The following is a 13,438-nucleotide window of genomic DNA, read 5'->3' on the forward strand; positions in this document are numbered from 1 at the left end:
AGCATCTAGATGGCCAAGTTAATAATCAAACGTCTTGTCCTCATGCTCCCGCTATTGATTGTAGTGAGTTTTATGACATTTATGATGACGTATCTAACTAAAGGAGATCCAGCTGTCACGATTTTACATGCACAAGGAACGCCTAACATTACGCCACAGTTAATTGCTGAAACTAATGAAAAGTATGGCTTAAACGCACCGATATTCATTCAATATAAAAATTGGCTTATTCAAGCGATACAATTTAAATTTGGTACGAGCTATATTACAGGAGATCCAGTATCAGAACGTATAGGGCCTGCCTTTTTCAATACTTTAAAACTCACACTGATTTCAAGTATTTCAGTTATTATTACATCTATTGTATTAGGAGTTATCAGTGCTTTAACAAGAGGAAAGTTGACTGATCGTGTGATACGTTCAGTCGCGTTCTTCTTAACTGCACTACCTTCTTATTGGATAGCATCGATGCTCATTATCTATATATCAGTAAAGTTAAATCTCTTACCTACGTCTGGTTTAACAGGGCCTGAAAGCTATATCTTACCTGTCTTTGTAATTACGATGACGTATGCAGGTATTTATTTCAGAAATGTGAGACGCTCGATGATTGAACAACTGAATGAAGATTATGTGTTGTATTTAAATGCCAGTGGTGTACATACAATAACATTGCTCTTACACGTTTTACGTAATGCACTACAAGTTGCCGTCTCGCTCTTCTGTATGTCAGTACCTATGATTATGGGCGGGCTTGTCGTTATTGAAAATGTCTTCGCATGGCCTGGGTTAGGACAATTAAGTCTCAAAGCTATTGTCGAACATGATTTACCAGTTATTCAGGCCTATGTACTCATTGTCGCTGTATTATTCATTGTGTTTAACACGATAGCAGATATGATTAACGCAATGTTAAATCCTAAATTAAGGGAGGCGACAAGATGATCATTTTAAAGCGTTTAATGCAAGATAGAGGTGCAGTGATTGCGATGAGCATCATTTTACTGTATGTCGTGCTCGGTTTATTCGCGCCTATCGTTACATATTATGAACCTAATCACATTAACACCTCAGATAAATTTGCTGGCATCAGTTGGTCGCATTGGTTAGGCACTGATCACTTAGGACGTGATGTGTTAACGCGAATGATTTACGGCATCAGACCGAGTTTATTATATGTGTTTATCGCGTTATTTGTGTCCGTAGTGATTGGCGCAATTCTCGGATTGATAGCTGGATATTTCCGAGGTTATATTGATGCTTTAATAATGCGTTGTTGTGATGTCATGTTGGCATTTCCAAGTTATGTTGTGACCTTAGCATTGATTACAGTATTTGGTATGGGTGTAGAGAATATTATTTTGGCATTTATACTCACGCGTTGGGCATGGTTTTGTCGTATTATTCGTACGAGCGTAATGCAATATACTGAAGCGGATCATGTGAAATTTGCTAGAACGATTGGTATGAGCCATTCATCTATTATTCTAAAGCATATCTTGCCTTTAACACTCGCTGATATCGCTATTATTTCGAGTAGTTCAATGTGTTCAATGATATTGCAAATGTCTGGGTTTTCATTTTTAGGGTTAGGCGTAAAAGCCCCGACAGCTGAATGGGGAATGATGTTAAATGAAGCACGCAAAGTGATGTTCACACATCCTGAAATGATGTTAACTACAGGAATAGCCATCGTCATTATTGTTATGGCCTTTAACTTCCTATCGGATGCCTTACAAATTGCGATTGATCCACGAATTACTTCTAAGGAAAAGCGACGTGCTATGAAGAAGGGTGTGATGTCTATATGACATTATTATCTGTCGAGAACTTGCGAATTATGGATGTTTGGACTCATACCACACTTGTAGAAGAAGTGAACTTTAAAGTAACACAAGGCGAGACGCTCGGGATGATTGGAGAGAGCGGTAGCGGTAAATCTATTACGTGTAAAGCTTTACTAGGTTTAAATCCTGAACGATTTCGTGTGTCAGGGGATATTTATTTTGAAAATGAAAATTTAATGCATTTATCTCAAAAGGACTTACGTAGTCAACGAGGTAAGCATATTGCAATGGTGATGCAACACGGGGCACGTGCATTTGACCCATCGGCAAAAGTAGGTAAGCAAATGATGGAAACAATGCGAGCGCATACGACATTAACGAAGACGGAAGTGAAACAAACGCTTGTGAAATATATGACGTATATCAATTTAAAACAACCTGAAATCATCTTGGATGCATATCCTCATATGTTGTCAGGTGGGATGTTGCAACGACTGATGATTGCGTTGGCTTTAGCATTGAAACCGAAGCTTATTATCGCGGATGAACCCACGACAGCATTAGATACGATTACGCAGTACGATGTGCTTGAAGCATTTCAAGATATTAAACGACACTTTGATTGTGCCATGATTTTTATATCACATGATTTGACTGTAATTAATCAACTTGCAGATCGTGTCATTGTAATGAAAGAAGGTCGCCTCGTTGAGAGTGGTCCTACAGAAGACGTCTTACATCATCCACGTCATGCTTATACGAAATATTTATTATCCACTAAAAAGAAAGTGAGCGATCATTTTCAAAGGGTGATGAGAGGTGAAGTCAATGCTCAAAATCACACATGTTGAGAAGTCATACGGTAAAAAATCATGGTTCCATCCTGCGCCTCACTGCATCGTCAAAGATGTAACATTTGAATGTCCAGTCGGGGAAAGTATCGCTATTATAGGAGAAAGTGGAAGCGGGAAGTCTACCCTCAGTCGAATGATTCTTGGTATTGAAAGGCCTGATAAAGGAAGCGTTACGCTTAATGATCAACCGATGTATCGCGCGAAAGTAAGGCGTCATCAAATCAGTGCAGTCTTTCAAGATTACACGTCATCGCTACATCCATTTCAAACGGTTAGAAATATCATGTTCGAAGTGATGTGTCGATGTGACAAGAAACATCAAGAAGAGATGGAAATCGATGCGATTAAATTATTGGAAGAAGTAGGACTAACGAAAGCGTATTTAGATAAATATCCCAACATGTTATCCGGTGGTGAAGCGCAACGTGTGGCCATTGCTCGTGCTATATGCATGAATCCTCAATATATTTTATTTGATGAGGCGATTAGTTCATTAGATATGTCTATTCAGACGCAAATATTAGACTTGTTAAAGAAATTAAGACAAACGCGACAACTAAGCTATATTTTTATTACACACGACATTCAAGCAGCTACCTATTTGTGTGATCAGTTAATCATTTTTAAAAATGGTCAAATTGAGGAGCACATAGAAACATGCGATTTACATTCAAGTCGTAATCCTTATACAACAGCATTGATTAATAAACAACTAACATTTTAAGGAGTGAGGCAATGAAAGGAGCCATGGCTTGGCCATTTCTAAGATTATACATATTAACCTTAATGTTTTTTAGCGCAAACGCAATTTTAAATGTATTTATTCCTTTAAGAGGGCATAGTTTAGGTGCAACAAACTCTGTTATCGGTATTGTCATGGGTGCCTATATGCTCACAGCGATGGTATTTCGCCCATGGGCAGGTCAAATTATTGCACGTGTGGGCCCAATTAAAGTATTACGTATCATTCTTTTTATCAATGCTTGTGCGTTGATATTGTACGGCTTCACAGGATTAGAAGGTTATTTTGTGGCACGTGTCATGCAAGGTGTGTGTACAGCTTTCTTCTCCATGTCACTTCAACTTGGCATCATTGATGCGTTGCCAGAAGAACATCGTTCAGAAGGGGTATCTTTGTATTCGTTATTTTCTACCATACCTAATTTAATTGGACCACTTGTAGCAGTTGGAATATGGAATTACGGACATATCTCTGTGTTCGCCATGGTCATGATTGGTATTGCTACGATAACGACGTTCTTTGGATACCGTGTGACATTTGCTGAACAAGAACCCGACACTCGTAATAAGATTGAGCCATTACAATTTAACGCCATCACAGTGTTTGCCCAATTTTTTAAAAATAAGGAACTCTTCAATAGCGGATGTATTATGATTATTGTATCTATCGTCTTCGGTGCAGTGAGTACGTTTGTACCATTATATACAGTGAAGTATGAATTCGCGAATGCAGGTATATTCCTAACTATTCAGGCGATAGCAGTCGTATTGGCACGTATATATTTACGTAAACATATCCCATCAGACGGATTATGGCATCCATTATATATGGTCAATATGCTGATGCTACTTACTATGGCTTCGATGCTAGTAGCTATAGGACCACATCTTCATGTCGTCATCTTTTACGTGAGTGCGATGATGATCGGTATCACGCAAGCATTAGTCTATCCAACATTAACGTCATATTTAAGCTTCGCATTGCCTAAATCGGGACGGAATATGCTACTAGGATTATTTATCGCTTGTGCAGATTTAGGTGTTTCATTAGGTGGCAGTTTGATGGGACCGATTTCGGATTTAATCGGCTATAGCTGGATGTATCTAGTATGTGGTTTACTCGTAATATGCGCGATAATGATGAGCTTGATAAAAAAACAAAATGTCAGCCGAGGATGAGAGAATAAAATATTTTGAGTTAGTTTGGAGGGAGTGGGACATCATTAATTGTCTCAGCCTTCTTTCCTACGATTAATCAAGTACTTATCTTATTTAAAAAGTCATAATGAAATAAACCGTTCAATTTCAAATTTTTGAATAAGGTGTTAAAATAAACTTGATTATATGATTGGCTAATGTGGGGACATTTAATAATCAAATTATCGATGATTCATTATTAAATAGTGAATCGTTTTTAATAGTCGATTGATACAAGCGACTACAGCGGTCTTATGAGCTTTCTCATGAGGCTGCTCTTTTTTTATGACAATCATTATTTATAGTTAGGTATTGATCCTACTAAAAATGTTTAGAAAATTTCGAAGATATTGATGAAAGTTTAATAAAAAAGGGTAAATTTACAGTAAGGCGTTAAATATATATTTAGGAGGTTTTGCAAATGAAAACAAATGCTTTTGTCACTACTGAAGAGAACCCTTTTAGTTACCAAACGATTGTATTAGACGAACCAAATGCGGATGAAGTGTTAGTCAAAGTTATCGCAACAGGTGTTTGTCATACAGATTCTGCAGTCATCGGAAATGTTATGCCGACGCCTAAACCTGCTGTATTAGGGCATGAAGGTGCAGGTATTGTTGAAAAAGTGGGCGAACATGTGACACATGTTAAAGAAGGAGATCACGTTGTTTTAGGGTTTACTTATTGTGGTGAATGCAAAAATTGTTTAGATGGCAATGCTGGAGCTTGTGAAAATTTTGTAGCATTAAACTTACTTGGTAGAAATCAAAAGAACGAAACACCACTGCATACTGAAGATGGCGAAGATATTTCTCAATTCTTTGGACAATCTTCATTCAGTAATTATGTTACTGCAAATGAAAAGAATATTGTCAAAGTAGATGACAAGGTAGATTTAAGATATCTAGGCCCTCTAGGTTGTGGATTTATGACAGGGAGTGGTGCAGTTTTCAACTCACTTCAACCTAAACCAGGTTCAAGTTTTATTGTATTTGGTGTAGGGACAGTTGGATTGAGTGCGATTATGGCTGCGAAACTTTCTAATTGTTATCCTATTATCGCCGTAGATATCTTTGATAGTCGTTTAGATTTAGCAATGGAGTTAGGCGCTACGCATACCATTAATAGTAAAGAACATGATGTAGTAGAGAAAGTACATGAAATAAACGGTGCCGGTGTAAATTATGCATTTGAAACGACTGGAGTTCCAGATGTAATCTTATCAGCTTTAAGAAGCTTAGCTGTTAAAGGAGAATGTGCCACAGTAGCCGTCAATGATAAAGAAGTATCATTAAATGTTACAAATGATATTATGAGAAATGCGTTAACACTCAAAGGTGTGCTTGAAGGTGATGCAATGCCACAGTTATTAATTCCAGAATTAGTTAAATTCTTTAAACGTGGACAATACCCAATGGATAAAATGGTTAAATTCTATCAACCTGATGAAATCGGACAAGCTTTTGAAGATTCTAGAACCGGAAATACTATTAAGCCAATTGTTGTTTTTGATGCGTCATTTCAATAAGTAAATATAAAATAGATCATCCAAGCTTATATTTAATATGCATTAAGCTTGGATGATATTTTAATACAAATCATTTATTGAATTTCTTGTTTCTGAACTCTTTTAAGATAGAAGAAATAAGATTTTTCAGATGGGAAATTTTTAATATCCATTACGCCTAACATAGTATCTTCATCTATTTTACGGAAGATATCTATAATAGGTTTTTGGTCATATATCATAGAGGCACTTGCTTTACCTCTATAATCCACAAGACGTAATCGCGCTCTACTTTTTTTAGTAATAATGAATGGGCGTGCCAGTTTCATAAATAAAGATACATACGTTTTTGGTAATTTAGAAAGTATTGGGTCAAGTGATACACGACCAGGATTGCCTGCGAATAAAAAGCCATCTTCTTTCTGGAATACTAATGGATGCACATGTTCATTATCGATAAATTTTTTACCGTACCAGGAAGAAGCAGTGAGTAAACCTTCCATAGGATGACCTGTTTTGAGCTCTTCACCTTTCCATAATCCATAAGTGTCTTCTAAATTTACAGTGTCTAGTGAATCAAAGAATTCGAACGCTTCCTCTTGAGAAATGCGTTTTTTAGCCAATTCTTTTAATTTATCTAATTGAGCCATTGATTTCATCTCCATCATTTTTATTATTTAATTTATATTGATGATGATAGGTCACATATTTGAATTTACCCGTAAAAGTTAAATACGACACTTTAAAGTCGATATTCTACTCAAACCATTGGAAAATTTATGATTACTTCTAAATTTGTAATAAAAAACATCTACCCTGGTTGCGTTATCATCTGGCAACGGGTAGATGTTTCTTCTATATTATGAATGACTTTTACCTTTATTCCATGGCATTGGAATATGCAAGTGTAATAAGTCGAATTTTTTAATTAATGAGCCAATAATAAATGCTAAGATAGTTCCTGTCACTGCAACAGCTGCAATCGTAATAATTGATTTAATAGGACTATTGAAACCGAATAATACAATCGCACCTGCCATTGGTGTGGCCATGCCAGTAACACCAATTTTTAGACCGCTGAACGCGATAATACATGCGTTGACCATACCTATAATCGCATTTGTACCATATAAGACGGGTGCGTATTTCACGATTAAATCGATTTGTGTGAGTGGTTCGATAAATACGGCAAATCGATTTGGTTTTTGACCAATTTTTAAAAGGTTAAATAATGTAAAGTTAACAAATGATGCACCTGTACATACGATTGCACCGATCGCCATAGGTAAGCCAGTAAGTCCTAAGATACTTGCAAGGACCATTGAACTTAATGGTGTCATACTTGTTACTGGAATGATGAGTCCTAGAATAATCGCGAGTGCGTATGGACTGCTATCTCCAACTGAATTAACGGCATTCGCAATTTGATTTAATACTGCTGTGACGCCTGGGTTAATCAATGTTGCTAATCCATAGACAAGCGCTGGTGCGATAAGGATAACGACGATTAAGTCTAAGCCTTCTGGAACTTTCTTTTCAATAAATTTAATCACAAATGCAGTTATATATGCTGCTATAAATGCAGGTAATAAACTAAAGTCTTTTAATACTAATCCTACAATCACTGCAAAGACTGGTGAAACACCTAAGTTGATGCATGCGAGAATTCCGACCGCAATGCCACCAAGACTCCCTGCAAGGTCACCAATCTCTTGTAGGAATTTAATATGGAAAATGCCACCAATAGCATAACTTAAGAAGGCCTGTGGTAGAAATGTTGCACAAGCTGCCCCTGATAGCGCTTGTAGACCTTCTTTACCATATGGCGCAAATTTTAAGAACAATGTCATAATAACTAATACTATGACTAATGTCCCAACTCCTAATATGATATTCATCTCTTATAACCCCTTTAGTGTAAATCTATATGTTTCCCAAAACATTTCTCAATTGTAACACAATTAATTGGAGGAAATTTAATTGTGTTTTGAGTGTTAATGCGAATTTAATATTTTTGAAAATTCAAAAGTGCAACAATTCTATAAAAATTAACGATATTAAAGTAAAAAAATGACACACTTTTTTCTGAAAACTTGAATTAATTTGTAGCGAATTTAATGTATAATAGCTAATAACATAGACATAGGAGATACATTAATGATAAAAAACAAACTTACAATTAAAGAAAATATTTTTATTGGATCGATGTTGTTTGGTCTCTTCTTTGGCGCAGGAAACTTAATTTTCCCAATACATCTTGGTCAAACAGCTGGTTCTAACGTATTTACAGCTAATTTAGGTTTCTTAATCACAGCTATTGGTTTACCATTTTTAGGAATTATTGCCATTGGTGTGTCGAAGACAAATGGTATTTTTGAAATTTCTTCAAGAGTGAGTAAAATCTATGCGTATTTATTTACTATTGGATTATATCTTGTGATTGGGCCATTTTTCGCATTACCGAGATTGGCAACGACGTCATATGAAATTGCGTTTTCGCCATTTATTTCACCAGGCCAAGGAAAAATTGTGTTACCGATATTTAGTATTCTATTTTTCCTAGCAGCTTGGTTCTTTGCTAGAAAGCCATCAAAAATCTTAGATTATATAGGTAAATTTTTAAATCCTGTATTTTTAATTTTACTTGGTATCGTAGTTTTACTTGCATTTATTCATCCGATGGGTGGCGTGAGCCATGCGCCGGTGAGTCCACAATACAAAGATGGTGCGTTGCTCAAAGGATTTATCGATGGTTATAACACTTTAGATGCACTGGCATCTTTAGCATTCGGTATCATTATCGTGACGACGATTAAGAAATTGGGTGTGACGAACCCGAATACGATTGCTAAAGAAACATTCAAATCAGGAACAATTAGTATCGTCGGTATGGGGCTCATTTATAGCTTACTTGCAATCATGGGTACGATGAGTTTAGGTAATTTTAAAGTCAGTGAAAATGGGGGCATCGCACTCGCGCAAATAGCTCAACATTACCTTGGAGATTACGGCATCATCGTGCTGTCACTCATTATCATTGTGGCATGTTTAAAAACAGCAATCGGATTAATTACAGCATTTTCAGAGACATTTACAGAGCTCTTTCCTAAACAAAAATATCTTATGTTTGCGACAGTGGTAAGTGTGTTGGCGTGTATCTTCGCCAATGTGGGTTTAACAAAAATTATTATGTACTCAACGCCAGTATTAATGTTTATCTATCCACTCGCAATTACGTTAATTCTCTTAACTTTAGCAAGTCCATTATTCAATCATTCTAAAGTAGTGTATCGATTTACAACATTCTTTACTATGATTGCTGCATTTATCGATGGTGTGAAAGCAAGTCCTGAATTCTTCGCCAAAACGAGTTTCGCCCGTTTCATTATTTCTTTAGGTGAAAAGTATTTACCATTCTTTACTATAGGAATGGGTTGGATAATACCAGCGTTAGTTGGGTTCATTATCGGATTCGTTGTATATAAAATACGAGGAAACAAACAACCTCAAACATATTAATGTAATTAAAAAATTTTAAAAAGCTATGTATACCGTGAGTGATAAGGTATGCATAGCTTATTTTTTGGATTAAAGTTTTAAAATTTGATTCTATGAAAAGGGTAATTATGATAATGAAGAGTCATCACTCATTAAAGGTGGAATGAAAATGGTAAATCATAAAGAGAATTTAAACCATGCTCTAGTATTAGGCGGAGGCGGTTCGCTTGCCATTGGTTGGCAATTAGGATATATTTCAGCTCTTGATCAAGCTGGAATAGATGTTAGACATTCAGATTTAGTCATCGGTACGTCTGGTGGGGCACAAGCGGCAACGGGTATTACCTCAAATAAAAGTTGGGAAGATATTTTCGAAGAACAAATTGCCCTTAAATCCAACGAAGAACCGCCAAGCCAGGACATGTCTGGGGTGTTCGCCCGTTATAATGAAATAGAGAAAAACGCTAACACGCCAAAAGAATGGATTGAAAATTATAGTGAATATGCGCTAGAGGATAACAAATTTGATGAAAATGAACACATCAATAGATTAAAACACAGAATTAAAATGGATGAATGGCCTCAAAATTTAATGATTACAGCTGTTAACGCGCAAAAAGCAGAGCGAGTCGCATTCACATCCGAATCTGAAGTGGATTTATATCGCGCGATGGCTTCAAGTGGCTCACTACCCGGTGTATGGCCTGCTACAACAGTTAATGGTCAGAAACATTTTGATGGTGGTTGCCATTCGATGGAAAATGCAGATTTAGCAAAAGGTGCTAAAAAAGTATTGATTCTATCAACAAACCTTCCTATTTCTACACCTTATCGATTAGATGACGCTATTAAAGAACTAGAAGATAACAGTGCAGAGGTTAAATTAGTTACACCAAGTCAAGATGTATTCAATAAGTTAAATGAATTGGGTGGTAATACAGTGGATCCATCCATTCGACCAGAGATCGCAAAACTAGGCGAAGCACAAGGTCGCAAAGATGCAGAAATGATTAAGCAATTTTGGAATGAATAAAGATAAAATTTAGCGAGGTTAGGATTTCGACCTAACCTCGCTTTTATATGGCATCTTATAAAATCTGTGCTATCTCGGAACTTCATTTTCCGAAATTAAATATATCTAAGAATAAATCAATACTTGCGCGATGAGTAAACCGCCACCGAAGACGAGTACAAAGGCGACGACCGGCCAGACGAATCTCAACCAGTGGGAGTAGCGCATGTTGAGCATCTGTAAGGTTGCCATGACGAGTCCTGTTGGTGCAAGGAATAACATCGCATATTGACCAAATTGATAAGTTGTGACGATGACGAATCGAGGTATCCCAACTGTATCAGCTAATGGCGCAAAGATAGGCATAGATAACACTGCCAATCCAGATGATGATGGTACGATAAAACCTAAGAAGAAGAAAATCACTAATAAGACTATGATAAATAAAGGACCACTCATATGTTGCACGATGGAAGATGAGAAGTGCAAGATTGTGTCTGAAATTAATCCTTTATTTAATACTAAGTTGATACCACGCGCCAAACCAATAATTAATGATACGCCGACAAGGCTTGATGCACCATTCACAAATGCATCGACTGTGTCTTTTTCGCCAAGACCATATTTACCCATTCCTGCTATAAACATAATGATAATCGTAAATATAAGGAATGCTGATGCCATAATTGGGAACCACCAGCCTTGTGTCATTACGCCCCAAACCATGATAGGGAATGGCAATACGAATAAGGTAAGTATGATTTTTTTACGTAAAGTGAATGTTGAAGAGCTATTCTGATCCATTACTGACCATTGCTTTTCAAATTCTGTTTTATCTTCATAAGCATAAGAAGCTTTTGGTTCTTTTTTAATTTTTTTGCAGTACCAATAAAGGTAACTTACTACAAATATAGCTCCGACGATACATGCTCCAATTCTCCAGTACAATCCATCTGTAAAGGTTGTTCCTGCAGCGTTAGAGGCGATGACCACTGAGAACGGATTAATCGTTGAAAATGTACTACCGATGGAACTCGCTAAAAAGATGGCGCCGACAGAAACGATGGAATCATATCCCAATGCGATGAATATTGGGACGAGTACTGGATAAAAGGCGACGGCCTCTTCTTCAATACCGCATAATGTTCCGCCAAGTACCATTAAAATTGCTACAAAAGCGATGAGCATAAACTCGTGGCCTTTTGTCTTCTGAGTTAAGGCCAGTAGACCTGACTCGAATGAGCCACTCGCCTGAACGACACCTATGAGTCCACCTAGAACGAGGATGAAGACCATGATATCGACAGCTTCAATGGTACCCTTTACCATGCTGCTTGTAATTTGATCTAGACCAGCAGGATGTTGTTTAAGTCGTTCATAAGTATTTGGTATCGATACGGGTTTATTAATAGCTCCCGATTTGAATTGTTCAATTTTAATTTTAACACCCATTTTATCAAGTTCTTTTTGTGTTCCTGGAACTTTTTTAACTTGATTATGAGGGTTTACGATTTTTAATTCTTGTGAAGCGGGTTCATATGATAATTTAGAATAAGCACCAGCGGGTATTAGCCATGTTGCTATTACGGCAACCACTGTGAGTAAGAATAAAATCATGAATGCACCGGGCATCCGTAATTTAAATCGCTTCTTCTTTTTATTTGAATCGATAGCATGTTCCAATATTTTCATCTCCTTTTTATCTATATCATTCGAGAATCATGAAATTCATGCATATCTATAAATATTTTTGTATTTTTTCAATATAGAAGTGCACCCTGTATAGTTTTGGAGTAGATGGAAGAACAGGGTGCACAACTATGTCAGTATGAATAAAATGATTTGCAATTGATAGCACTCAATGTTCGTTCAATTAAAAGTCATTAAAATGATTTTTTAATTAAAGTACCAACTTTACCTTCGAGTGCGTTGTCTAATTGGTCTAAGGAAGTGATTAATACACTACCTTCAGGATTGTTCTCAATAAATGAGATTGCTGATTCTATTTTTGGAAGCATACTACCTTTAGCAAATTGATCTTCTTTAACGTATGCATCTAATTCTTCAGGTGTGACAGTTTTAAGTGCTTTTTGATTTTCAGTGTTGTAATTAACGTACACGTAATCAATGGCTGTTAAGATAATAAGTTGATCACATTGAATATCTGCACCTAGTAATGCACTTGTTTTATCTTTGTCGATAACTGCATCAACACCTTTAAAGCTATCGTGTTGTTCGCGGATAACTGGGACGCCACCGCCACCAGCTGCAATCACAAGCACATCATTTTCAATTAAAGTTTTGATACTTGCGAGTTCGACAATTGATTTCGGCTGAGGTGAAGGAACAACACGACGATAGCCACGTCCTGCATCTTCAACAAAGCTATAGTTTTTCTCTTTTTCAATGCTTTCAGCTGTTTCTTTATCATAGAAGAGACCAATAGGTTTAGAAGGATGACTAAACGCTGTATCATCGGGATCTACTTCAACTTGAGTTACTAATGTGACAACTTGTTTGTCTATACCAAGTGCGTGTAATTCATTTTGTAAGCTTTCTTGTAGTTGATAACCAATATACGCTTGGCTCATTGCACCACATTCAGCGAATGGAAAGGCAGGGCCTTGACCGTGTTCTGCAGCATAATTCAAACCTAAATTAATGCTACCTACTTGAGGGCCATTACCATGACTAATTACAATTTCGTGTCCTTTTGTAATTAGCCCCACAAGTGATTTAGCTGTATTCTTAACGAGTTCTAGTTGTTCTTGAGGTGATTTACCTAATGCGTTACCACCTAATGCCACTACGATTTTTGCCACTTGAATTACCTCCTGTCTGT

At 36.7% G+C, this 13,438-nt stretch carries 12 protein-coding genes; 8 read left to right on the top strand and 4 right to left on the bottom strand.

The features are described 5' to 3' along the window. Positions 1 to 9 precede the first annotated feature (9 nt). From opp1B to JMUB898_RS00605, 6 genes are all read left to right on the top strand, one after another. On the top strand, positions 10 to 945 hold the full coding sequence (gene opp1B / locus JMUB898_RS00580; RefSeq protein ID WP_002444883.1) for a nickel/cobalt ABC transporter permease: 936 nt from the start codon (positions 10 to 12) through the stop codon (positions 943 to 945). Next, complete coding sequence (gene cntC / locus JMUB898_RS00585) at positions 942 to 1,811, top strand: staphylopine uptake ABC transporter permease subunit CntC (protein WP_002444882.1); 870 nt, start codon at positions 942 to 944, stop codon at positions 1,809 to 1,811. The genes opp1B and cntC overlap by 4 nt, the downstream gene beginning before the upstream one ends. Continuing rightward, on the top strand, positions 1,808 to 2,638 hold the full coding sequence (gene cntD, locus JMUB898_RS00590; RefSeq protein WP_002444881.1) for a staphylopine uptake ABC transporter ATP-binding protein CntD: 831 nt from the start codon (positions 1,808 to 1,810) through the stop codon (positions 2,636 to 2,638). The genes cntC and cntD overlap by 4 nt, the downstream gene beginning before the upstream one ends. Next, on the top strand, positions 2,616 to 3,365 hold the full coding sequence (locus JMUB898_RS00595) for an ABC transporter ATP-binding protein (RefSeq protein WP_002444879.1): 750 nt from the start codon (positions 2,616 to 2,618) through the stop codon (positions 3,363 to 3,365). The genes cntD and JMUB898_RS00595 overlap by 23 nt, the downstream gene beginning before the upstream one ends. An 11-nt stretch (positions 3,366 to 3,376) precedes the next feature. Further along, on the top strand, positions 3,377 to 4,561 hold the full coding sequence (gene cntE, locus JMUB898_RS00600) for a staphylopine family metallophore export MFS transporter CntE (RefSeq protein WP_095323455.1): 1,185 nt from the start codon (positions 3,377 to 3,379) through the stop codon (positions 4,559 to 4,561). 439 nt (positions 4,562 to 5,000) lie between these two features. After that, complete coding sequence (locus tag JMUB898_RS00605; RefSeq protein WP_002444876.1) at positions 5,001 to 6,107, top strand: NAD(P)-dependent alcohol dehydrogenase; 1,107 nt, start codon at positions 5,001 to 5,003, stop codon at positions 6,105 to 6,107. Between the two features lie 74 nt (positions 6,108 to 6,181). Here JMUB898_RS00605 and JMUB898_RS00610 read toward each other — a convergent pair whose 3' ends face one another. Continuing rightward, entirely contained in the window at positions 6,182 to 6,736 is a 555-nt protein-coding gene (locus JMUB898_RS00610; protein ID WP_121909996.1) for a DUF4334 domain-containing protein, read from the bottom strand. Positions 6,737 to 6,946: 210 nt separating this feature from the next. Then, positions 6,947 to 7,984 carry a PTS sugar transporter subunit IIC gene (locus tag JMUB898_RS00615; protein WP_002444872.1) on the bottom strand — a complete coding sequence of 346 codons (1,038 nt, stop codon included), beginning with the start codon at positions 7,982 to 7,984 and terminating at the stop codon, positions 6,947 to 6,949. A gap of 259 nt (positions 7,985 to 8,243) precedes the next feature. Between JMUB898_RS00615 and brnQ the strand changes: the two genes are divergently transcribed. After that, positions 8,244 to 9,605, top strand: a complete 1,362-nt coding sequence (brnQ, locus tag JMUB898_RS00620; protein WP_002444871.1) for a branched-chain amino acid transport system II carrier protein — start codon at positions 8,244 to 8,246, stop codon at positions 9,603 to 9,605. Between the two features lie 148 nt (positions 9,606 to 9,753). Beyond that, positions 9,754 to 10,617: a patatin-like phospholipase family protein gene (locus JMUB898_RS00625; RefSeq protein ID WP_037541766.1), complete on the top strand. Its 864-nt coding sequence runs from the start codon at positions 9,754 to 9,756 to the stop codon at positions 10,615 to 10,617. Between the two features lie 105 nt (positions 10,618 to 10,722). Here JMUB898_RS00625 and JMUB898_RS00630 read toward each other — a convergent pair whose 3' ends face one another. Beyond that, a complete protein-coding gene (locus JMUB898_RS00630; protein WP_002444866.1) occupies positions 10,723 to 12,288 on the bottom strand; it encodes a YfcC family protein in 1,566 nt (521 codons plus the stop codon). A gap of 191 nt (positions 12,289 to 12,479) precedes the next feature. After that, positions 12,480 to 13,418, bottom strand: a complete 939-nt coding sequence (gene arcC, locus JMUB898_RS00635; RefSeq protein ID WP_002444864.1) for a carbamate kinase — start codon at positions 13,416 to 13,418, stop codon at positions 12,480 to 12,482. Positions 13,419 to 13,438: the final 20 nt, after the last annotated feature.

The sequence above is a fragment of the Staphylococcus caprae genome, from assembly GCF_003966625.1.
Taxonomy (GTDB): domain Bacteria; phylum Bacillota; class Bacilli; order Staphylococcales; family Staphylococcaceae; genus Staphylococcus; species Staphylococcus caprae.

Excerpts from the sequence above, each read along its gene's own strand:
- opp1B (WP_002444883.1), top strand. The coding sequence starts at position 10 with ATGGCCAAGTTAATAATCAAACGTCTTGTCCTCATGCTCCCGCTATTG.
- cntC (WP_002444882.1), top strand. The coding sequence starts at position 942 with ATGATCATTTTAAAGCGTTTAATGCAAGATAGAGGTGCAGTGATTGCG.
- cntD (WP_002444881.1), top strand. The coding sequence starts at position 1,808 with ATGACATTATTATCTGTCGAGAACTTGCGAATTATGGATGTTTGGACT.
- JMUB898_RS00595 (WP_002444879.1), top strand. The coding sequence starts at position 2,616 with ATGCTCAAAATCACACATGTTGAGAAGTCATACGGTAAAAAATCATGG.
- cntE (WP_095323455.1), top strand. The coding sequence starts at position 3,377 with ATGAAAGGAGCCATGGCTTGGCCATTTCTAAGATTATACATATTAACC.
- JMUB898_RS00605 (WP_002444876.1), top strand. The coding sequence starts at position 5,001 with ATGAAAACAAATGCTTTTGTCACTACTGAAGAGAACCCTTTTAGTTAC.
- JMUB898_RS00610 (WP_121909996.1), bottom strand. The coding sequence starts at position 6,736 with ATGGCTCAATTAGATAAATTAAAAGAATTGGCTAAAAAACGCATTTCT.
- JMUB898_RS00615 (WP_002444872.1), bottom strand. The coding sequence starts at position 7,984 with ATGAATATCATATTAGGAGTTGGGACATTAGTCATAGTATTAGTTATT.
- brnQ (WP_002444871.1), top strand. The coding sequence starts at position 8,244 with ATGATAAAAAACAAACTTACAATTAAAGAAAATATTTTTATTGGATCG.
- JMUB898_RS00625 (WP_037541766.1), top strand. The coding sequence starts at position 9,754 with ATGGTAAATCATAAAGAGAATTTAAACCATGCTCTAGTATTAGGCGGA.
- JMUB898_RS00630 (WP_002444866.1), bottom strand. The coding sequence starts at position 12,288 with ATGAAAATATTGGAACATGCTATCGATTCAAATAAAAAGAAGAAGCGA.